The organism is Curtobacterium sp. NPDC086286, from assembly GCF_044746255.1.
In the GTDB taxonomy this organism is placed as follows: domain Bacteria; phylum Actinomycetota; class Actinomycetes; order Actinomycetales; family Microbacteriaceae; genus Curtobacterium.
In genome coordinates this window covers 207415-228398 of record NZ_JBIVBW010000008.1, presented here as the reverse complement: position 1 = coordinate 228398, position 20984 = coordinate 207415, and the positions used below count along the sequence as shown (strand labels likewise).

20 protein-coding genes and 1 tRNA gene are annotated in these 20984 nt (G+C 72.0%); 9 read left to right on the top strand and 12 right to left on the bottom strand.

The genetic code is table 11. The annotated features are described in order from the left end of the window. Window positions 1-26: 26 nt before the first annotated feature. The 3 genes from rplT to infC form a co-directional block, all read right to left on the bottom strand. Complete coding sequence (gene rplT / locus ACIPKM_RS15785; RefSeq protein ID WP_022908516.1) at window positions 27-410, bottom strand: 50S ribosomal protein L20; 384 nt, start codon at window positions 408-410, stop codon at window positions 27-29. 28 nt (window positions 411-438) lie between these two features. Then, entirely contained in the window at window positions 439-633 is a 195-nt protein-coding gene (rpmI, locus tag ACIPKM_RS15780; RefSeq protein WP_022903519.1) for a 50S ribosomal protein L35, read from the bottom strand. Between the two features lie 61 nt (window positions 634-694). After that, the gene (gene infC / locus ACIPKM_RS15775; protein ID WP_402737072.1) at window positions 695-1360 is read right to left on the bottom strand and encodes a translation initiation factor IF-3; all 666 of its coding nucleotides are present in this window, start codon (window positions 1358-1360) and stop codon (window positions 695-697) included. 283 nt (window positions 1361-1643) lie between these two features. Between infC and ACIPKM_RS15770 the strand changes: the two genes are divergently transcribed. Further along, window positions 1644-1991, top strand: coding sequence for a DUF1844 domain-containing protein (locus ACIPKM_RS15770; RefSeq protein ID WP_071295810.1), 348 nt, complete (start codon window positions 1644-1646; stop codon window positions 1989-1991). A 102-nt stretch (window positions 1992-2093) separates the two neighbouring features. Here ACIPKM_RS15770 and ACIPKM_RS15765 read toward each other — a convergent pair whose 3' ends face one another. Continuing rightward, window positions 2094-3365 (bottom strand): phosphotransferase, encoded by a 1272-nt coding sequence (locus ACIPKM_RS15765; protein WP_402737071.1) that lies wholly within the window; start codon window positions 3363-3365, stop codon window positions 2094-2096. A 192-nt stretch (window positions 3366-3557) separates the two neighbouring features. On the opposite strand from ACIPKM_RS15765, the gene ACIPKM_RS15760 reads away from it, so the two are divergent. The 3 genes from ACIPKM_RS15760 (at window position 3558) to ACIPKM_RS15750 (ending at window position 7477) form a co-directional block, all read left to right on the top strand. Next, window positions 3558-5078, top strand: coding sequence for a CHAD domain-containing protein (locus ACIPKM_RS15760; RefSeq protein ID WP_402737070.1), 1521 nt, complete (start codon window positions 3558-3560; stop codon window positions 5076-5078). A 4-nt stretch (window positions 5079-5082) separates the two neighbouring features. Continuing rightward, window positions 5083-5538 carry a MaoC/PaaZ C-terminal domain-containing protein gene (locus ACIPKM_RS15755; protein WP_070417876.1) on the top strand — a complete coding sequence of 152 codons (456 nt, stop codon included), beginning with the start codon at window positions 5083-5085 and terminating at the stop codon, window positions 5536-5538. Between the two features lie 76 nt (window positions 5539-5614). Beyond that, a complete protein-coding gene (locus ACIPKM_RS15750; protein ID WP_402737069.1) occupies window positions 5615-7477 on the top strand; it encodes a glycoside hydrolase family 2 protein in 1863 nt (620 codons plus the stop codon). 142 nt (window positions 7478-7619) lie between these two features. Here the strand turns inward: ACIPKM_RS15750 and ACIPKM_RS15745 are convergent, their stop codons facing one another. Beyond that, window positions 7620-8468 (bottom strand): alpha/beta fold hydrolase, encoded by an 849-nt coding sequence (locus ACIPKM_RS15745; protein WP_402737068.1) that lies wholly within the window; start codon window positions 8466-8468, stop codon window positions 7620-7622. A 125-nt stretch (window positions 8469-8593) separates the two neighbouring features. Between ACIPKM_RS15745 and ACIPKM_RS15740 the strand changes: the two genes are divergently transcribed. After that, window positions 8594-9793, top strand: coding sequence for a hypothetical protein (locus ACIPKM_RS15740; protein ID WP_402737067.1), 1200 nt, complete (start codon window positions 8594-8596; stop codon window positions 9791-9793). Between the two features lie 165 nt (window positions 9794-9958). On the opposite strand, the gene ACIPKM_RS15735 is transcribed toward ACIPKM_RS15740, so the two are convergent. Beyond that, window positions 9959-10999, bottom strand: coding sequence for an amidase domain-containing protein (locus ACIPKM_RS15735; RefSeq protein ID WP_261646791.1), 1041 nt, complete (start codon window positions 10997-10999; stop codon window positions 9959-9961). A gap of 73 nt (window positions 11000-11072) precedes the next feature. Here ACIPKM_RS15735 and ACIPKM_RS15730 point away from each other — a divergent pair, with 73 nt between their 5' ends. Then, window positions 11073-11456 (top strand): hypothetical protein, encoded by a 384-nt coding sequence (locus ACIPKM_RS15730; protein WP_071295815.1) that lies wholly within the window; start codon window positions 11073-11075, stop codon window positions 11454-11456. A gap of 59 nt (window positions 11457-11515) precedes the next feature. Here the strand turns inward: ACIPKM_RS15730 and ACIPKM_RS15725 are convergent. From ACIPKM_RS15725 to galU, 4 genes are all read right to left on the bottom strand, one after another. Further along, window positions 11516-11588, bottom strand: a tRNA-Ala gene (locus ACIPKM_RS15725). A 51-nt stretch (window positions 11589-11639) separates the two neighbouring features. Next, window positions 11640-12758 (bottom strand): hypothetical protein, encoded by a 1119-nt coding sequence (locus ACIPKM_RS15720; protein ID WP_261646790.1) that lies wholly within the window; start codon window positions 12756-12758, stop codon window positions 11640-11642. 126 nt (window positions 12759-12884) lie between these two features. Then, entirely contained in the window at window positions 12885-13544 is a 660-nt protein-coding gene (locus tag ACIPKM_RS15715; RefSeq protein ID WP_261646789.1) for a GNAT family N-acetyltransferase, read from the bottom strand. A gap of 70 nt (window positions 13545-13614) precedes the next feature. Beyond that, window positions 13615-14505 carry a UTP--glucose-1-phosphate uridylyltransferase GalU gene (galU, locus tag ACIPKM_RS15710; RefSeq protein WP_022907539.1) on the bottom strand — a complete coding sequence of 297 codons (891 nt, stop codon included), beginning with the start codon at window positions 14503-14505 and terminating at the stop codon, window positions 13615-13617. Between the two features lie 114 nt (window positions 14506-14619). Between galU and ACIPKM_RS15705 the strand changes: the two genes are divergently transcribed. The 3 genes from ACIPKM_RS15705 (at window position 14620) to mscL (ending at window position 16096) form a co-directional block, all read left to right on the top strand. Continuing rightward, on the top strand, window positions 14620-15204 hold the full coding sequence (locus ACIPKM_RS15705; RefSeq protein WP_070417869.1) for a 5-formyltetrahydrofolate cyclo-ligase: 585 nt from the start codon (window positions 14620-14622) through the stop codon (window positions 15202-15204). A gap of 1 nt (window position 15205) precedes the next feature. Then, window positions 15206-15520 carry an FmdB family zinc ribbon protein gene (locus tag ACIPKM_RS15700; protein ID WP_261646788.1) on the top strand — a complete coding sequence of 105 codons (315 nt, stop codon included), beginning with the start codon at window positions 15206-15208 and terminating at the stop codon, window positions 15518-15520. 72 nt (window positions 15521-15592) lie between these two features. After that, the gene (mscL, locus tag ACIPKM_RS15695) at window positions 15593-16096 is read left to right on the top strand and encodes a large conductance mechanosensitive channel protein MscL (RefSeq protein WP_261646787.1); all 504 of its coding nucleotides are present in this window, start codon (window positions 15593-15595) and stop codon (window positions 16094-16096) included. A 114-nt stretch (window positions 16097-16210) separates the two neighbouring features. Here the strand turns inward: mscL and ACIPKM_RS15690 are convergent, their stop codons facing one another. Together ACIPKM_RS15690 and ACIPKM_RS15685 are read right to left on the bottom strand one after the other, a co-directional pair. Further along, window positions 16211-16798, bottom strand: coding sequence for a CDP-alcohol phosphatidyltransferase family protein (locus ACIPKM_RS15690; RefSeq protein WP_070417866.1), 588 nt, complete (start codon window positions 16796-16798; stop codon window positions 16211-16213). 315 nt (window positions 16799-17113) lie between these two features. Next, window positions 17114-20980 carry an ATP-binding protein gene (locus ACIPKM_RS15685; protein ID WP_071295819.1) on the bottom strand — a complete coding sequence of 1289 codons (3867 nt, stop codon included), beginning with the start codon at window positions 20978-20980 and terminating at the stop codon, window positions 17114-17116. Between the last annotated feature and the right edge of the window lie 4 nt (window positions 20981-20984).

Here is a 20984-nt window from a genome sequence, read left to right as displayed (position 1 = left end):
GGGGGTTTCGCGAGCAGAAGAACTGACTACGCAGCCTTCGGGGCCGAGGTGTCGGCCGGGAGCGCCTTCTTGGCGGTCTCGACGAGCGCCGCGAAGGTCTCGGGGTTGTTCACCGCGAGGTCCGCGAGGATGCGACGGTCGACCTCGACGCCGGCAAGGCCGAGGCCCTGGATGAGGCGGTTGTAGGTCAGGCCGTTCGCACGCGACGCGGCGTTGATGCGCTGGATCCAGAGGCGACGGAACTCGCCCTTCTTCGCGTGACGGTCGCGGTACGCGTAGACGAGGGAGTGGGTGACCTGCTCCTTGGCCTTGCGGTACAGACGCGAACGCTGACCGCGGTAGCCCTCGGCGCGCTCGAGGATGACGCGGCGCTTCTTGGCGGCGTTGACCGCTCTCTTTACTCGTGCCATTGATCTATTCCTTTACGTTCTGCGGGGCTCAGTGGCCGAGGAGCTTCTTGACGTTCTTCGCGTCAGCCTTGGCGAGGACCTGGTCCTCGTTGAGGCGGGCCTTGCGCTTGGCGCTCTTGACCTCGAGGTTGTGACGCATACCGGCCTGCTGCTTCATGATCTTGCCGCTGCCGGTGACCTTGAAGCGCTTCTTCGACCCGGAGTGGGTCTTCTGCTTGGGCATGGTGGTGCCTTTCCGTGGGATGGATGGGGAGCCGCGTCGTTGCGGGATCGGTCGGTGGGACCTATTCAGCGGGAGCTTCGGCCTGCGCGGGCTCGGGAGCCACGTCGGTGGTCTCCTCCTTGCCCTTCGCAGCGTGCTCCGACGCACGACGCTCGGCCTTCTGAGCAGCGCGCTTGGCGTTCTGCTCGCCCTTGACGTCGGACTTGTTCTTGAGCGGGGCGATGATCATCGTCATGTTGCGGCCGTCCTGGGTCGGACGCGACTCGACGACACCGAACTCGGCGATCTCCTCGGCGAACTTCTGGAGGAGACGGACACCCTGCTCCGGACGCGACTGCTCGCGGCCACGGAAGAGGATCATCGCCTTCACCTTGTCGCCACCGAGGAGGAAGCCCTCGGCGCGCTTGCGCTTCGTCTCGTAGTCGTGCACGTCGATCTTCAGGCGGAAACGGACTTCCTTGAGGTCCGTGTTCACCTGGTTGCGACGCGCTTCCTTGGCCTTCTGAGCGGCCTCGTACTTGAACTTGCCGTAGTCCATGATCTTCGCCACGGGCGGCTTCGAGTTCGGCGCGACCTCGACCAGATCCAGCTCGGCTTCCTGCGCGAGGCGCAGTGCGACGGCGATGGGGACAACGCCGACCTGCTCGCCCTGGGGGCCGACGAGTCGGACCTCGGGGACGCGGATTCGGTCGTTGGTACGGGGATCGGGAATGCGGAGCTCCTTCAATCAGGTGGTGGCCGTCCGGGGCGTTTGCCCTGGACGACGGCACGAGAGAGGAGATCTGACGCACGGATCGTGACCCGTTCGGCAGCCGCCCGACGCCGACCCCTGCGGGACGGCCGACCGACGCGGACGCCGGTGGAGCGGTGTGGACCCGGTAGCCTGTGGTGCGCGGCCGCGGGTGGGAGAGACTCCTCTTTCGTGACGCTGCGGGAGTGATCGGCATCGTTCGCACGAGTCCGGGCACACTGACAGCATCTGCCGCGGACGAGTCTAGCAGAGGAGCACCGTGACCGACACCCCTTCCCCCGAGCCCGACGAGGCCGCCCGCGACATCTCGGAGGTGCCGGCCGTCGAACTCATCAACACCGTGGCGGTGCACCTCCTCAGCGCGGCCGCCGTCAAGGTGGGTCTCGCGGACGACCCCGAGCAGCAGACGGACCTCGACGAGGCGCGCAAGCTCATCACGGCGCTCGCGGGGCTCGTCACCGCCGCGGCGACGGAGATCGGGGACCACCACGCCCGCCCGCTGCGCGACGGGCTCCGTTCGGTGCAGCTCGCGTTCCGCGAGGCGTCGAGCATCCAGGACGCGCCGGGTGCCGGACCGGGTGAGAAGTACACCGGACCCGTCAACTGACGGGCGTCACCCGATGACGGACGGGAGGCGCGGTGCCGGCTGGCACCGCGCCTCCCGTCCGTCATCCGGTCCGGTCCAGGGCCACAGCCCTCGGCTCGTCGGTCAGGCCGTGCTGCGCGCGACCAGACGCGTGACCGCGGCGAGCGGGATGCCGACCCAGTCGGGACGGTTCCGGGTCTCGTAGACGACCTCGTAGACGGCCTTGTCGAGTTCGAACGCGTCGAGCAGCTCCCGGTGGGCACGCAGGTCCGATCCCGTCCCCTGCTGGTAGCCGTCGAGGAACGCCGACCGGGCCTCCTGCGCCCACTCCCCCGCGTCGACGGGCTCGGCGTCCTGGGCGAGCGAGCCCTGGACGTAGTCGAACGAGCGCAGCATGCCGGCGACGTCCCGGAGCGTGACGTCCGGCAGGGAGCGCTCGGTGAGCGGCCGGAGCGGCTCGCCCTCGAAGTCGAGGAAGACCCAGCCGCGGGGTTCCGGAGCGGCGAGCACCTGCCCGAGGTGCAGGTCCCCGTGGATGCGCTGGAGGTCGGGCCAGTCGGCGTCGGCGGCCCGGGCGTAGACCGCACGGACGGCGTCGACGTGCGGCCCGATCGCCGGGGCCTCGCGTGCCGCGGCGTCGAGCCGGCCGTGCATCGTCGCGATCGCGGCGGCACGGCGGTCGTCGTCGGCGGGCTCGGTCGGCAGGGCCTCGGCGAGGGTGCGGTGCACCTCGGCGAGCGCGAGCCCGAGCCGCTCGGCGTCGGATGCGAAGGGGATGCCCTCGCGGGCGTCGCCGAGCGCCACGCGCCAGGCGTCCTGCAGCCCCGGCAGGAACTCCTGGGCGAAGGCGAGGTGCCCGCTCGCGGTGCCGTCGGAGCGCCCCGGGTCCGGCCAGCTCCCGCGGAGCGCGCCGTACACGCGCGGCACCCGGGCGCTGCCGGCGGCCGAGAGGGCGAGCTGCGTGGTGACGTCCGGGTTGTCGCCGTGGTGCAGTACGCGGAAGACCTTCACGATGACCTCGGCGCCGGTGTCCGTCTCGCAGATCACCGACGTGTTCGACTGTTCGCCGCTGAGCACCCGGGACCGCCGGACGGTGCCGATCGGGACGAGACTCTCGTCGTCAGCGTCGATGCGCGCGGCGAGGGACCGGATCCAGTCCGGATCGGCGGTCGCGTCGTGCACGGTCCCGGTCGCGTCGGGGCTGACCGGCGCCTGGTAGAGGACGGGGCCGGTCGGGGCGTCGTCGAGGACGAGGCGGGTACCGGCGGGCTGCGCGAGGGTGCGGAGCCGCGGGGTGGTGCCCTTCGCCGTGTACCAGCGCTGGTGGGCGATCCAGCCCTCGAGGGTGCGGTCGGTGGGCTCGCCGGGGGCGGGGACGGGTGCCTCGTCGCTCATGGGGCGAACCGTACGCGCCGGGGGCTGAGGGTGGTGCGCTGGGTCGTGGGGCGTGGGGCGCTGGGCGCTGGGGGCGTGGGGCGCTGGGTTCGGGTCGTCCGCTGTCCTCCACAGGGCGTCGTTCCGGGTGGGGCATCCACAGAACGCGGCAGGCCCGGTGACGAGGGCCCCGCGGCGGACGACACTGACGGCATGCAGACCCCGCACCCGGAGCCGCTCGGCCGCACCGACCCCCGTCGCACGTGGCGCATCGCCGACGACCGGCGGCTGCCCGCCCTCGAACCCTTCGCCGACCGCGTCCACCGGCACGGTCCCGTGGTGCTGCGCGAGCACCTGTGGGACACCGACGACCGGGTCCTCGCGGCCGAGGGCGTCGAGCTCCTCCGGTCGGACGCCGGGTGGAGCGTCGACCGCGGTGACGGACCGGTCGAGGTGCCCCCGGACCTCGACGGCGGCGACGACCAGGATGCGGACCACGTTCCGCGCGCCGTGGTCGAGGTCTTCCTGCGCGGCCGCCCGGTCCGGGTCGTCCGGGTGCGGGACACGGCGACGACCCTCGTCGAGCTGCGCGGGCGGGACGGGCGGCTCCGCGCCGAGGTGGCCGACGTCCGTGTGGACGAGGGCGAGCCCGACGCCGCGGTGCTCCGGTCGGCTCGGTGGTGGGCGCTGAGCGACGACGGGCGGGGCGGGACGGCGTCCCGGGCTGCGGAGCGGGCGCTGGCGGACGCGGCGGAACCCGGGGCGGGTGGTGGCGCCCGGGGTGGGGCCGGGCGCGCTGGTGGCGGAGCCGGGCGCCCTGCGCTCCGTGCCGCACCCGAGCGTCGGAAGGGGTCGGCGGCACGCCCACGACGGGGCTCCGCGGCCGCTGCCCTGCGAGCGGTCCTCCGGTCGTTGCGCGCGGACCTCGTCGCGGTCGACCCGAGGGTGCGTGCCGACGAGCACGGGTCGGTGCACGACCTCCGGAAGGTCCTGCGTCGGCTGCGGAGCGTGCTGGCCGCGTACCGCGGTGCCCTCGACCGCGACGCCACCGAACCCCTGCGCGCCGAACTGGCCGAGGTCTCGCGGGTGGCCGGTGTCGCCCGCGACGCCGAGGTCCTGCGCGACCGGTTGCTCCGCACGGCCGGCCGCGCTCCCGAGGGCTTCGTCGACGCCGAGACCCTCGACCGGATCGGTGCGCACGTCGCCGAGTCCCGCGCGGCGGCGGCCGCCGACCTCCGGCACACCCTGCGCTCGGCGACGTGGTTCCGGGCACTGGACCGCCTCGACGACCTCGTCGCCCGGGTGCCGCGGGGACCGCACGCCGACGACGACGCCCAGGCGTTCACCGTCCGCCGGATCGCGCGCGAGTGGAAGCGGGTCGCGAAGGCGATCGACGGCGGCACCGAGACGCTCGACGACCTGCACGAGGTCCGGAAGGCGGCGCGGCGGCTGCGCTACGCCCTGCAGGCCGCCGACGGGGCGACGGACCTCGGGAAGCGGCGCCTCGGGTTGCTGCGGCGGGTCCAGGACGGCCTCGGCGAGGTACTCGACGCGGCGCACGCCACCGCGGCCCACCGGGAGCTGGCGACCCTCGCGGCGAGGAGCGGGGCGGACACGTTCGGCGCCGGGGTCCTCGCCACGACCGAGCACGCCGTCGTCGAGCGCGAGCGGGACCGGGCCGAGCACCTCGTCGCCCACCTGCGGTCGCGCGTGGCGACCGGTCTGCGAGGATGACCGGGTGCCGCACTACCTCGAAGACCTCGCCGCCGGACAGACCTTCACGACCCCGGGCCGGACCATCACCGAGGCGGACGTCGTGTCGTTCGCCTCGTGGACGAACGACAACAACCAGGTCCACACCGACGTCGAGTTCGCCGCCAGGACCCGCTACGGCCAGCGGGTCGTGCACGGGCTGCTCGGCACCTCGCTCTGCCTCGGGCTGATCGCCCGCACCGGGGTGTTCGAGGGCTCGGCCGTCGCGCTGCTCGGCATCGACCAGTGGCGCTTCACGGCGCCGGTGTTCATCGGGGACACCCTGACGTGCGAGGTCGAGATCCTGTCGACGCGGCTGACGAGCTCCGGGACAACGGGCATCGTCGAGCGGACGGTGTCGCTCCGGAACCAGCGGGGCGAGACCGTGCAGCAGGGGCGCATGGACGTCATGGTCCTGACGCGGGACGCCGCGATCGCCTGACAGGCCGGGCAGGCACTCGCCCGGAATCGTTGCCGCGCTCTTTACAACGATGTACCAGCCGCGCCAGCATGGAGGCATGAGCACGCTCGACGGCATCGTCGCCGCACCTGACACCGCTTCCCCGCAGGCCCTCCCGCTCGCCTCCCGGCAGGACGGCACGTACCCCCGGCCGCAGATGCTCCGCCCGCAGTGGGCCGACCTCGACGGCACGTGGTCCTTCCGCAACGACGGCGACGACCCCGCCTGGCGGACCGGCTTCCCCGACGCACGGGACATCGTCGTCCCGTTCCCGCCCGAGTCCGTCGCGTCGGGCATCGACGAGCCGGGCTTCCACCCCGTCGTCTGGTACTCCCGCACCATCGGCCGCGCCGAGCTCGAGGCCGCCGGACACGGCGACGCAGCACCCCGGCTCCTGCTGCACTTCGGCGCGGTGGACCACCGCGCCCGGGTCTGGATCGACGGGCAGTTCATCGGCGAGCACGAGGGCGGCCACACGCCGTTCTCGTTCGACGTGACCGACGTCCTGACCGCCTCCGACGCCGTGCACACCCTCGTCGTCCGCGCCGAGGACGACCCGCACGACCTCACCCAGCCCCGCGGCAAGCAGGACTGGCACGAGGACCCGCACGCCATCTGGTACCGCCGCACCACCGGCATCTGGCAGACCGTCTGGCTCGAGGCAGTGCCGACCACGTCGATCGAGTACCTCCGCTGGACCAACCTCGACCACCAGACGCTCCGCCTGACCGTCCGGCTCGCCGGGGTCCGGACCGGCGGCGAGCGCCTCCGCGTCGACGCCCGCTGGGACGAGCGCGACGAACACCTCGCGACGATCGAGACCATGCTCGGTGCGACGGCGAACGAGTTCGACGTGCTCGTCCCGATCGCCCGGCAGGCGAACGGGCAGGCCGAGGACGAACTGCACTGGTCGCCGGAGGCACCGCGGCTCGTCGACGCCACGGTCACCCTGCTGGGATCAGGTAGCGACCCGACCCCGATCGACGCCGTCGCGTCCTACTTCGGCGTGCGCACCGTCGGCGTCGACGGTGGCGCGTTCCTCCTCAACGGCCGGAGCTACGACGTCCGCAGCGTCCTCAACCAGGGGTACTGGCCGGACTCGCACATCGCAGCCCCCTCCCGCGAGGCGCTCCGCCGCGAGGTCGAGCTCATCAAGGAGCTCGGCTTCAACGCCGCACGCAACCACCAGAAGATCGAGGACCCGCGCTTCCTCTACTGGGCGGACCGGCTCGGCATCCTCGTGTGGGGTGAGGCGCCGGGTGCGTACGCGTTCTCGCCGCGGGCCGTGCAGCGGCTGATGCGCGAGTGGATGGACGCCGTCGAGCGCGACGCCTCGCACCCGTCGATCGTCACGTGGGTCCCGGCGAACGAGAGCTGGGGCGTGCAGCACATCGCGACCGACCCCGCGCAGCAGGCCTACGCGCGGTCGTTGGCCGACGTCACGCGGGCGATCGACCCGACGCGCCCGGTGATCTCGAACGACGGGTGGGAGCACCCGGAATCGGACATCATCACGATCCACGACTACGAGGGCGACGGGCCCCGGCTCGCGGCGACCTACGCAGACGACGCAGCGCGCACGGCACTGTTCCACGGCATGGGCCCGTCCGACCGCTGGGTGCTGGTCGGTGGAGCGGTCGACCGCGGGCAGCCGGTCATGCTCACCGAGTTCGGCGGTGTGAACTACCAGCCCGGCGCCCAGCGCGAGGACGGCTGGGGCTACACGACCGCGGCCGACGGCGACGACTGGATCGCCCGGATCACGGCGCTGTACGACGCGATCCGCGCGAGTTCGTTCCTCGCCGGGTCCTGCTACACGCAGCTCACGGACACGATGCAGGAGACGAACGGCCTGCTGAACGCGGACCGCACCCCGAAGGTGCCGATCGAGCAGATCCGGCGCGCGGTCACCGGTCGCTGACGCGACGCAGGAGCCGGGAGGCACGTCCTCGGTGAGCAGGAATGGTCGGGTCCGACGAACGGACCCGACCATTGCTGCTCACGAGACGCGGAGATCGGTGCGCGACCGACGCGGCGTCTCGGCGCGGATCAGGAGGCGCCGATCAGGAGGCGAGGAACCGCAGGACCGCCTCGTTCCACTCGTCCTTGTGCGATGCCAGCACCCCGTGCGGCCCGCCCTCGATCACGTGGGTCTGCGCGTTCGGGATCGCCGCAGCGGTCCGCTTGCCGGACACCTCGAACGGCACGATGCCGTCGGAGTCGCCGTGGATCACGAGCGTCGGCACGTCGACCTTGGTGAGGTCGTCGCGGAAGTCCGTCGTGGCGAACGCGACGGTGCAGTCGAGCGTGCCCTTCGGCGATGCGAGCTCGGCGATCGCGAGGTCGTACGCGCGCTGGTCGTCCGACACCAGGGGCTTGTTCACGAGCGAGGGCTTGCCCGCTGTGTAGAACAAGTCGACGAACTCGTGCAGGAACGCGGGGCGGTCCCCGGTGATCCCGTTCGAGAACCAGTCGGCGAGGTCCTGGTCGACCCCGCCGTCGGGGTTGTCGTCCGACTTCCAGAGGTACGGCGGCACCGCGCTCGCGAACACGAGCTTCTTCACCCGGCCCGTGCCGTAGGTGGACACGTAGCGCGCGAGCTCACCGCCACCCATCGAGAACCCGATCAGCGTGACCTCGGTCAGCCCGAGCTGGTCGAGCAGGGTGTCGAGGTCGGCGGCGAACGTGTCGTAGTCGTACCCGCCCCACGGCTGCGACGACTGCCCGAAGCCACGACGGTCGTACGCGACGACACGGTGCCCGGCCTCGACGAGGGCCGGGATCTGGCCCTCCCACGAGCGGCCGGACAGGGGCCAGCCGTGGATGAGGACGACCGGGTCGCCCGATCCGAAGTCGTCGTAGTGCAGGTCGATGTCGTGCCCGTTCTCGGCTCCGACGGTGATGAACGGCATGGTGCCTCCGGTGGTTGCGTCTTCCAGGGAACGCCGACCATGCAACGCCGTGGGCCCTCACCGAGGCTGGAACCGTACGCCTTGCGGACACCGGTGACGTGCCGTGGACGTGCGAGGATCGGGCGGTGACGAGCGCCGGGGAGACGAGCCGCGCCTCCAGGCCGGCCCTGGAGGCGCGCCACAGCGGCTGGACCACTCCCCTGCTCCTGTGGCTGGCCTCGCGCGTGGTCAGCACGGTCCTGCTCGCGACGGTCTACCTCGTGGCGACGGCGAACGGCTGGCCGTTCGCGTCGTCCCGACGCGATCCGTCCTTCTTCACGTTCTCGGGGTCGTGGGACGCGTCCTTCTACCGGATCATCGCGGAGCACGGGTACCCGACGACGCTGCCGCTCGATGACTCGGGGCACGTCCTCCCGAACGCCTGGGCGTTCCTGCCGGTGTTCCCGACGCTCGTGCGCGCGGTCATGCCGCTGACGGGCGGGTCGTTCTGGGTCGCGGGCGTGCTCGTCGCCACGCTCGCCGGGGCCGGGGCGTGCGTGCTGCTCTACCGGCTGGTGCTCGCCGTGGGCTGCTCGCACCGTGCGCGGTGGGCGACGGCGCTGTTCGCGTTCGGTCCCACCGCGTTCCTGCTGCAGGTGGCCTACGCCGAGAGCACGTTCCTGCTGCTGCTGTTCGGGGCGCTGCTGGCGCTCGTCCGTCGGCGCTACTGGCTGGTCGCGCCGCTCGGGCTCGTGGCCGCGTTCACGAAGCCGGGCGTGCTGGCGTTGGCCGTGGCGCTCGCGGTGCACCTCGTCGTACGGTGGGTGCAGGAGCGTCGGGCGCTCCCGGTGCGGGACGCCGTGGCGATCGTCGTGTCGGGGCTGGTGGTGGCTGCGGCGGGGCTGGCGTGGCCGGTGATCGCCTCGGCCGTGACGGGTCGTCCGAACGCCTACCTCGACACCGAACTGTCGTGGTGGGTGGGGTTCGTGGGGCGGCAGCACTTCGCGCCGCTCACGCCGTGGTTCACGATGGCGGGGACGTGGCTCGGGCCGCTCGGGATCGTGCTCGTGGTCGCCGTGCTCGCGGGGGCGGTGTGGTTCTGGACGCGGAGGTCGGTCCGGGCCCTCGGGGTGGACGTGTGGGCGTTCACGGCGGCGTACGCGCTGTACCTCGTGGCGGTGTTCCTGCCCCAGCAGTCCCTGCCCCGGTTGCTCATGCCGACGGCGCCGCTGCTCGGGTCGGACGTGTTCGTGCGGACGCGGCGGCGGGCGGTCGTGTGGCTCGTCGTGGGCGTGTGCCTGCAGCCGGTCGCCGTCGTGCTGCTCTGGTTCCTCGGGTACCCCTGACGAGCGGCGCGGCCCGGCGCGGAGCGGCGCGGCCCGGCGCGGCGGGCCGACGTCGAACCACGGAACCGACACCGAACCAGCGCGGGTCGGTGGTTCGGTGTCGCCTTCGTGGTTCGACGCGAACGCGAACGCGGCCCCGCGGCGCGCCGCCGGCGCGCGCCGGCGCTACGCGTCGAACGTGTGGAACCAGGCGGTCCCGCCCGGGTGCTGCACGGTGATCATCTCGTCGAGGTCGCGGTACGGCCCGTCCTGGTTGTGGCTCGCCGACTTGATGCGGACCGTGCCGTCCGGCTCGGTGAACACCTCGGACACGATCGTGGTGTGGTCCGGCGAGTCGTTGTCGTTCCAGTCGTAGAACACGATGTCGCCGACCTTGACCTTGTCGCGTTCGTCGAGGGAGCGGCGGGTGAGCCCGAACTCCGCGGCGTTCGCGGTCAGCCACGGGTCCATCGTCGGGCAGTAGGTCCACGTCGCCGAGTGCTCCGCCCCGGCCGAGCGGTTGTACCAGTCGGAGCGCTGCTGCCAGCCTCGGGCGATCAAGGTCTGCGACACGTAGTTCGCGCAGTCGCCGCCGATGGGGTTCATGGTGCCGTACTCGGCGAGGTTGTAGTCCTTCCAGTGCGCCATCGCGTACTCGAGCTGCCGGTCGACGTCGGTCAGTGCCGCGTAGGCCAGGGTCGAGGTCGCGACCGCCGTCGAGGCGTCCGGGACGGGCGCGGTGGTCGGTGTCGGCGTGGCCGTCGCGGAGTCCTGCGTCGCCCCGGTCTGCCCGTCGTTCGCGGCGCTGCCGTTGCCGTCCGAGGACTGGTTGGCGGACGGTGACGGCTCGATCGCGGTCGTGAACAGCGCGACGTCCGCCGAACCCGCCGTGTACATCGCCTGGTGCGGTGCCGTGAAGGTCACCTTCGTGGCGGTCGCCCGGACGTCCCGCGCGGCGATGCCCCCGACCGTGACGCCCGCGACCGCTGCCAGCCCGGAGCCGCCGACGGTGATCGTCACACCGCCGGCGAGCGGGACCTGCGCAGGGCTGAGCGACTTCGCGACCGGCTTCGCGGTGGGCGTGGACGAACCGCCACCGTTGCTCGTGTCCCCACCGGACCCCTTGCCCGTTCCGCCGTCCCCCGACGAGCACGCGGCGACGGCGAGCCCGATGCCGGTCACGCCGGCGAGGGACAGCAGGGAGCGGCGCGTCAGGGAAGCAGTCATGGTGCTTCCCAGGGTAGGCGACGACACGGCATGATCTCTGGCAGGAACCACCGTCGAGAGGATCAGACCACCCATGCCCGAGAGCCACGACTTCTTCGTCGCAGCCGCCCCCGACCACGTCCGCGCACTCGTCCGCGGCGCACTCGTCCGCGAGGGCTACACCGTCGACGACGGCGACCAGGGAGCCCTCCGCGCCACCCGCGGCAGCATGGGCCTCACGCTGCTCATCGGCGGCATGGCGAACGACCGGACCTTCCACACCCGCCTCGACGTGCAGATCATGGTCACGCCGGACGGTCGGACGGTCGCGCGGCTCCTGCGCGGTGCCGGCAAGTCGGCGCTCAAGGGCGGCGCGCTCGGCATCTCGCGCGGCAACCGCGCCTTCGAGCAGGCCGCCAACGCGATCCACGGCGAGCTCGCCCAGGCCGGGATCCTGACGGAGAGCGTCCCCGGCTGACGCGGGCCCGCCCCGGGAACGACGAAGGCCACCCGATCGGGTGGCCTTCTGTCTCGGAGTGGAGCTAAGGGGATTCGAACCCCTGACCTTCTCATTGCGAACGAGACGCGCTACCAACTGCGCCATAGCCCCGAGAACGCGTCCACACTAGCACCCGCGTCGGCCCGATCCGAAATCGAGCGATCAGACGGCGCGGCGGCGACGCATGATGGCGTCGAGGTCCGCCTGCTCGTACGCGTCCTCGCCGAGGACACCCATGCCGGCCCACTTGCTCGGCGGCGCCGAGGGCGCGGCGGGAGCGGCGGGAGCAGCGGGTTCCGGAGCGGGAGCGGCCTGCGCAACCGGGGCTCCCGGCCCGGCCGGCGCGCGCAGACCCAGCCGTTCGGCGAGCCGCCCCTGGTCGTGGGCGGAGAGCGACGCGACGGCCTCCTCGACGTCCGGGCGCATGGGCGACACCCGCGCGAGCGACGGGTCGGTCTCGGCGGCACGGATCGCGGCCGCCTCGGCCTCGGCTTCCGCCTTGGCCGCGGCGACCCGCTCCTTCAGGCGGGCGGCGAGCTCCGCCGAGGACTCCGGCGTGGCCGCCGGGACCTTCGGGCGTTCGACGTACAGCGGCTTCGGGACGCGGTTCGGCGTCCAGCTGCGGTCACGAGCGGGCTGGGCGGGCTGCTCGGTCGACAGCGGCGGCGCCGGGTCCGTCCACTCGCTCGCGGGCCTGGAGGCGCGGCTCGACTCCGGCACGACCGTCGCGGTCCGGGCCTTCCGCGCCTTCGCCACCTGGTGCAGCTGGGCGAGGACCGCTGCGGACCCACCGGCGGCGACGAGGCCGGCGACACCGACGAGCCAGGCGGCGGGGGCCGCGACGAACACGACGACCGCGACGACGAGGCCGAGCGTGCCGAGCAGGGTCGCCCCCAGTCGGGACCGACGCATGCGCATCGCGGTGAGTGCCGGGACCGCCGAGGCCCGCTCGAGCACGGGTGCCTGCTCGGCCAGTCGACGGGTGATCTCCCGCTGCCGGGCGGCCTCGTGGGCGCGGACGATCGCGGTGCGCTTCGCCTCCTCCGACTTCGCGACCCGCTGGGCCTCGGCGAGGGACTTCGCGTTCATCTCGATGCGGACCTCGTCCGGCAGCTCGGCGGTCTGCGCGAGGATGCGGAGGGTCTGCTGCAGCCGGATCGCGTTCCGCTCGGTGGCGAGGTACTGCCGACGGGCCGCCCAGGACGGCATGAGGTAGACGAGCCAGAGCACGGCCGCGATGAGCAGGACGATGCCGCCGCCCCAGGAGCCGATACCTGCCATGGGGACACGGTAGGGGTGGGCGTTCCCCCGGCCGGTGATTGCCGGACGCGTGTTGCGCGTGTCGCGACGAAATCGCCGGGGTCGAGCCGCGCCTCCCGGGCCGCTCGGACGGACCGGACCCGCGGGTCAGACGCGGGGCGTCGTGTGCAGCGGCATCGCGGCCTCGTCGCGTGCCGCGAGGGGGACCGAACCGACGCCGGGCGGGACCTGGCCGCGGACCCAGCGTTCGAGGACGCCCTCGCGGACCTCTTCCGCGACGAGGGCGAAGCAGAAGTGGTCGCGCCAGTCGCCGTTGATGTGGATGTAGCGGCGGCGGAGCCCCTCGTACCGGAAGCCGAGCTTCTCGACCACCCGCAGCGACGGGGCGTTCTCGGGACGGATGCAGATCTCGATGCGGTGGATGCCGACGACGCGGAAGCAGTGGTCCACCGCCATCGCGACGGCGATCGGCGTGACGTTGTGGCCGGCGGCGTCCTCGACGACCCAGTAGCCGATCGAAGCACTGGCGAGGGAGCCGTACGTGATGCCGGAGACGTTGAGCTGCCCGACGAAGCGGCCGTCGAGCTCCATCGCGAACGGGAGTCCGAGCCCCGCGCGGGCGTTGGCCTGGAGCGCGCGGATGCTGCCACGGATGTCGGTGGAGACGTGACCGGAGGGGTTCGTGGCCTCCCACGTGCGGAGCCACGAGCGGTTGCTCGCGAGGGCGACGTCGAGGTCGCGGGTGTCGCGGAGTCGGAGGGGCCGGATGGTGACCCGCCCGTGGGACAGGGTCGGGATCGTCGTCATCGCGCTGGTTCCTCCGGGAGCGTCGAACGGGCCCGGGGGTGTTCCCCGGACCCGTTCGGCGACGGGTCGTCTATTCGCCCGCGTTGAACTCCTTGAGCCACGACTTGAGGTCGGGGCCGAGGTCTTCGCGGTCCGAGGCGAGCTGGACGATCGCCTTGATGTAGTCGAGTTTGTCACCGGTGTCGTACCGGCGTCCACGGAACACGACGCCGTACACGCCGCCGGTCCACTCCTCGGCGTTCGCCATCTTCATGAGCGCGTCGGTCAGCTGGATCTCGCCGCCCTTGCCCGGCTCCTGCTTCTCGAGGACGTCGAAGACCTCGGGACGGATGACGTAGCGGCCGATGATGGCCAGGTTCGAGGGCGCCTCGCCCTGCGGGGGCTTCTCGACGAGGCCGGTGATCTTCACGACGTCGTCGGTGTCGGTCTCCTCGACCGTGGCGATGCCGTAGAGGTGGGTCTGCGACTCCGGGACCTCGAGCAGGGCGACGACGGTGGCGTTCTTCTCGCCCTGGACCTCGATCATGCGCTTGAGCAGCGGGTCGCGGGCGTCGATGATGTCGTCACCGAGGAGCACGGCGAACGGCTCGCGGCCGACGTGCATCTTGGCGCGGAGCACGGCGTGGCCGAGGCCCAGCGGGTCGCCCTGGCGGACGTAGTGCATGTCGGCGAGGTCCGTGGACTGGTTCACCTTCTGCAGCTTCTCGTGGTCGCCCTTCTTCTTGAGGGTCTCCTCGAGCTCGGACACGTGGTCGAAGTGGTTCTCGAGCGCGTTCTTGTTGCGGCCCGTGATCATCAGCACGTCGGTGAGCCCTGCGCCGACGGCCTCTTCCACCACGTACTGGATGGCCGGCTTGTCGACGACGGGGAGCATCTCCTTCGGCATCGCCTTGGTGGCGGGGAGGAAGCGCGTGCCCAGGCCTGCGGCGGGGATCACGGCCTTCGAAATCTGGAAGCCCATGCCTGGACGGTATCGGATGACCCCTGGAGGGGGCATGTCGTCGCTACGGAGGACACGGCTTCTCGCGCTCGGCGGCGGAAAGCCGCAAGACGTGCCCTCGGTAGACTCCTCGGCATGATCGCCGATCTCGGGAACGAGAAGCGCGCCCTGCGAGCCGAGCTCCGGCAGCGGCGGCGCACCCGGACCACGACCGAACGCGAGACCGACACCGCGGCGCTCACCGCGACCCTGCAGCGCTTCGCCGAGGAGCGCCAGGTCGAGTCGATCGCGCTGTACCTCTCCGCACCCGAGGAACCCGACGTCCGCCCGTTCCTGAACTGGGCGTTCGAGCGCGGCATCCGGGTGCTCCTGCCGATCACCCGCGAGGACGGCCTGCTCGACTGGGCGGTCGGCGACGGCGCCTCCGAGGCCGAGGGGCTGGCCGGCGTGCCTGAGGTCGTCGGCGAGGTGCTCTCCCCCCTCGCGATCAACGACGTCGACGCGATCCTCGCCCCCGCCGCCGCGGTGGGACACGACGGCGTCCGGATGGGCTGGGGACGCGGCTACTACGACAAGACGCTCGGGTCGATGGCGAACCGCCCGCCCGTCTATGCTGTGATCTTCGACGCGGAGTACCTCGACGAGGTCCCGCGCGAGACCCACGACGAACCCGTCGACGGCATCATCACGCCGTCGCGCATCATCACCTTCCGGAGCTAGGGTGCCCACCTACTCGTACCGCTGCACGGAGTGCGGCAACGCCTTCGACATCAAGCAGTCGTTCTCCGACGCCACGCTCACCGAGTGCCCGGCGTGCGGCGGGGTGCTGCGCAAGGTCTTCTCGCCGGTCGGGGTGACGTTCAACGGGGGCGGCTTCTACCGGACCGATTCCCGGGCGGCGCCGAAGGGCTCGTCGGAGTCGTCGGGCTCGTCCGGCTCGTCGGAGTCGTCGTCCTCGACGCCGGCGAAGACCGAGTCGAAGCCCGCAGCCGCGAAGCCCGCTGCCTCGACCACGCCGAAGCCCGCCGGGTCCTGACCGGGGTCCGGACTCCTCGGTAGGTTGATGGGGTCGCCGTCCGGCGGCCGTCCTCGACCCGGAAGGAGTCCCGTGAAGGGCTTCAAGGAGTTCCTGCTCCGCGGCAACGTCATCGACCTGGCCGTCGCAGTCGTCATCGGTGCAGCGTTCACCGCCATCGTGACCGTCATCGTGAACGCGATCATCAACCCGGCGATCGGCGCGGTGTTCAACGCGTCGAGCCTCGACGACGCGCTCAAGGTCGACATCCCGACCGTGGCGGGCGGCAAGCCGGCGACCCTCATGTTCGGCTCGGTGATCGGCGCGGTGATCAACTTCGTCATCGTCGCGGCCGTCGTGTACTTCGCCCTCGTGCTCCCCGTGAACCACCTCAAGAAGGTCGCGTTCGAGCGGGTCAAGAACGACGAGGAGCAGACGCCGCAGGACGTCCCGCCGACCGACGTCGAGGTGCTGCTCGAGATCCGCGACCTGCTCCGCTCGCAGAACGGCGTGGCCGCGAACACCGGTGGCGGTGCACACGTGGCGCCGTCGACCGCTCCCGAGGGTCCCGGTATCGGCGGCACGACGAAGCTCTAGCTGCTCCCGCACAACCGAAACCCGCCCGAACCACGCGATCACGTGGCTCGGGCGGGTTTTGCTTGTGCGAACGGCCGGCGTCAACGCGCGGCCGGCGCCAGCGCGGGGCCGGCGTCAACGCGCGGCCGACACCTCGCGCCGCTTCGCGAACATCGCGATCGCGTACTGGACGCCCGCCAGCACGTGCCCGGCGGTCCCGAGGTAGACGAACACGAGGGCGACGACACGGACCCACGGCGCGTTCTCGTCGACGGTGTGCACGGCGGAGAACAGCAGCACCGGCAGCCCGACGAAGAGCAGCGCCGACCGGATCTTGCCGGTCCACGTGACGTCGAGGTCCGGGTTGCCGTGGAACAGCACGCTCGAGAGCACGACGAGCACCAGGTCGACGAGCACCACGACGGCGACGACCCACCACGGCAGCAAGCCGGTCAGCACGAGCGACAGCACGATCGCGATGATCGCGAGTCGGTCGGCAACGGGGTCGATCGCCTTGCCGAGCTTCGAGCCCTGGTCGAACTTGCGAGCGATGAAGCCGTCCGCCCAGTCGCTCACCCCGATGACGACGAGCGCGACGAGCGCCCAGCCGGGGTGTCCGGCGACGACGAGCCACACGAACACCGGGATCAGCAGCAGCCGGAACAGCGAGATCAGGTTCGGCCAGGTCTGCCAGTCGGGGCGCTCCCGCACGGTGTCAGTCATCGCAGGACAGGCTACCTGCTCACCAGTGCGGCGGGACGTCGCGCCGGAGCTGGTCGTCGTTCTCCCCGTCGCGGTGGCGGGCCGGTTCCGGCGGCGCCACCGGGTCGTAGCCCGGCACCGGCTGGGTGGTGACGCGCCTGCGGGGGCGAGCCGCGCCTCCCGGCTGCGCATGCGCCTCACCGTCGTCGGTCGCCGACGGGACGGGAGGCGCGGCTGACGACGCGTCGTCGGCCCGCGTCCACGTGCCCACCAGCTGGTCCGTCTCGGGCGTCACCGGACCGGCCGGCCGGGAGGCCCGCCGGCTCGGCCGAGGAGTCACCGGCGTGCGGGGATCGGGGGGATCGAGATCTCCTGCGTGGCACCGCGATCGACACCGAGCACCGCGGCGACGGTGTTCGCGACGCGGTCCGGGTCGGAGAAGAGCTGGAACGCGTGCACGCGCACGTAGTGCCACCCGAGTCGGCGGAGCACCTCGGGTCGGAGCCGGAGCGACTCGCGGAGCGACCCCTTCACGAGCGTCGCGTCGGTCTCGATCGTGACGCACACCCCACCGTGCGCGGCGACCAGGCCGAGCTTGCCGCGGTGGCCGAGCGCGACGGGGATGCCGCGCATCTCGAGGCGACGGGCGAGGTCGACGAGCAGCGGATCCGAGTCGTCCGGGACGTACTCGGCCGTGGTGCGCGCACGGACCTCGGCGAGGATCTCGGCGAGGGCGACGGTGCCGTGGCCCATCCGCTCGGCCTCGATGTCGGACGGCTGGAAGCAGGTGACGATGACCATCGAGCGACGTGCCCGGGTCATCGCGACGGCGAGCAGGCGCTCCCCACCGGGCTTGCCGAGCGGACCGAAGTCGCGCAGGACACGGCCGTGCGGGGTGCGGCCGTAGCCGATCGAGAACACGACGCGGTCGCGGCTCTGGGCGACGGACTGCTCGAGCGTCGCGACGATGAACGGCTCGGCCCGGTCGCCGATGACGAACTCGGTGAGGTCCTTGTGCCCCTGGGCCGCGGTGAGCACGGCCTGCTCGACGCGGACGGCGTGCTTCGCCGAGGCGGTGATGACCATGAGCGACTCGGTCGGACGGGTGCGGGCGTGGTCCATGACGAGCCGGACGACGCGGTCCACCTCGGCGTCGACGCTCTCGACCGCCCCCGACTCGGGGTCCGGCACGGCCTTGCCGTCGCTGACGTAGTCGAGCGCGATCGAGCCGTGCCCGAGGAACGAGCCGGCCCAGGGCAGCGACTCGATGCGTCCGCCGTAGAAGCGACGGTTGACGAGCTCGGCGAGGTCCTCGCCGCCGGCGCGGTACGAGCGGGTGAGCGACAGGGTCGGCAGCAGCGTGGAGAGCTTCGCGAGCGCGGAGTCGGCGTGGAAGGCGTCGAGCGTGCCCTCGTCGACCTGCAGCGCGCGGTGCGCCGGGTCGACCGCGATCCGGAACGGCGACGGGGTCTGCGTGACCGGGTCGCCGAACACGACGGTCTGACGGGCACGGCGGACGGCCCCGACGGTCTCGGCGATGGTGACGGCGCCCGCGTCGACGAGGATCACGGTGTCGAAGGGCATCGTGTCGGCGATCTGCGAGACCTCGTACGGCGACGCGAGCCACACCGGTGCGATCGACCGGGACAGGTGCGGCGCGGAGTCCTGCAGCAGACGCGAGGTGATCGCGCCGTCCCGCAGCTGGGTCTTCAGCGCGGTGGCCTCGTCCGGCCAGTCGACGAGTCCGACCTTCCAGTTCTCGGCCAGCTGCCACGCCAGGCCCTGGGAGACCCCGGCCGCGTGCGCGTCGTCGACGAGCCGGAAGTCGGCCTCGACCCGGTCGAGCATGTCGGTGTTCGCGCCGAGCAGGGCCCGGTCGGACTCGAGCATCGTCTCGAGGGCGGACTGCCACCACGCGAGCTCGAGCTCGGCGGGGACGTGGGTGTCCGGCACGTGCCGGTTCGCCAGGTCCGTGATGAGCGGTTCGAGCTGGAGGTCGCGCAGGGTCTGCATGAGCTCGGTCCGCTCCTGCAGGTTGTGCAGGACGTCGGACTCCTCGGCGAGGCGGGCGATCGTCGGGACGAGCTCGTCGATCGGGACGTTCGCCAGCTGGGTCTCGCGGGCGGTGCGACCCAGCGGCTCGTCGAGGCGAGCGAGGTCCTCGACGACGTTCGAGAACAGGACCTGGACGTCCGCGATGCCGGTGGGCACCTCGGGGTTCACGCCGGCGGCGACGTAGCGCTGCCAGAGGACGCGCTGCTGCTGGACGCGGGTCAGCGCCTCGTGCAGGTCGGACACGTGCACACCGGGGCGGACGTACTCGCGGGCGAGCTTCTTCAGCCGGCGCCGGTTCGTGCTCGACATCGGCGCACCCTCGCCGCGCGGGGCGGTGGCGGCCACGAGCTCGGACACCGAGCGGTCGAAGACGACGGGCAGGAAGCGGTCGAGGGTGTCGCGGATCTCGGTGAGCAGGCGCAGGTAGATGCCGAGCTCGTTGATCGTCGTGAACTGCCGCATGTGCGTCGTCGCGACCAGGTCGTGGGCACGGCGGAGCAGGGTCGGCAGGCCGTCGGCGTCGAGGTCCTTCGCGATCCGGTGGGCGCGCTGGGCACCGTCGCTCGAGGAGAACTTCGCGCCGTACCAGGGCGAGTCGTCCGGGCCGTAGCGGAACTCGCCGAGGTTCGCGGCGCTGACCATCGTCTCGGCGACGCGCGAGCGCCCCTCGACCATGCTCGTCACCGAGGTCTTCGACAGGCGTGCGGTCGTCGACGGCGGGACGGGCAGCAGCGACAGGCGCGACAGCTCGACGAGGCAGTCGAGCACCGAGACGCGGAAGTCGGGGTCGACACGCGTCAGCGAGCCGCGGTAGTCCTTGAGAACCTTGCGGAGCCGGACCAGGGCGTCGTCGACCTCGCGCAGGTTCGGACGCGAGGCCTTCTCGTTGCGGGCGATCGCACGGACGACGTCACGACGGAGGGTGCCCGGGGTCACGGCGACGCCGGGGAGCTGCACCTCGGAGAACCGCGCCGCGATGCCGCGCAGGGTCGCACGGCGCGGGCTCACCACGAGGACGCGCTTGTTCGCCGCGACGAGGCCGCCGAGCGCGTTCACGATCGTCTGCGTGCCACCCGTGCCGGGGAGGGTCTTCACCACGATGGAATTGCCGGCCGTGATCTGTGCGATCACGTTCTCCTGCTCGTCGTCGGCGTCGAGCAGGAGCGTGTCGGTCTCCGGGCTCCGCTCGTCCGACGGGGTCTGCTCGACCGGGTGGTACGACTGCTCGACCTGCCACTTGGCGCTCGGGTTGCCGGCGAGGGCGTCGAGCACGGGGTGGGACAGGTCCTCGGTGTCCTCGACCATCCCGGTCGCGACCTCGGCGAAGGTGGACACCACCAGGCGTGCGTGCACCGAGAAGCCCGGGATGTGCGCGGTGAGCCCGCGGAGCCGGTCGATCACCGGGTTCGGCGTGAAGGAGCCGTCCTGCTGCGCGAGCGCCACGAAGGACTGGGCGTCGAGGATGACGCCGAACTGCTCGTGCAGCGCGTCGGCGAGGCCGGGGTTGAGGACGGGCTCGCCGAGCAGGCGGACCTCGAAGTCGCGGCCGTGCCGACGGATCGCGAGCGGGCGCAGCAGCACCGGGCCGCGGAACTGCTCGTCGCCGTGCTGCCAGTCGGCCATGCCGATGCCGAGCTTCACGGCGTCGATGCCGCGCACGGTGGACAGCTCGGTGCCCTTGGCCTCGACGTGACCGGCGGCGATGCGGGCGGCCCGGAGTGCCACCTCGTCACGGATCAGGCTCGACAGCAGCGTCGTCTTGCCGGTGATGAACTGCGCGAGGCCACCCGGGTGCGTCGTCGAGAGCTCGATGCGGGCCCGGGGGTGGTCGGCGAAGTGCGTGAGGGGGCTGGTGCCGCCGACGCCGGTCAGCTGCTTGCGCCAGACGTCCCAGGCGGGCTCGGCGGCGTTGCCGGCCTGGAGGCGCGGATCACCCAGGCTGATCGCCTGCGGACTCGTGAGCTGCAGTTCCGGGCGCAGGGTGCGGTCGGGTTCGTCCGTCACGGCGGTCTCTTCCTGCTGCCCCCGTCGGTCCTGCTCCCCCTGCTGTCCGTCGCGCCCGTCCTGCTGTCCGTCACGCCCGTCCGCGGGCGCGTCGGCGCCCTCGACGGGGACGTCGTCGTTCACGTCGTCCTCGCCGTCGGTCACCCTG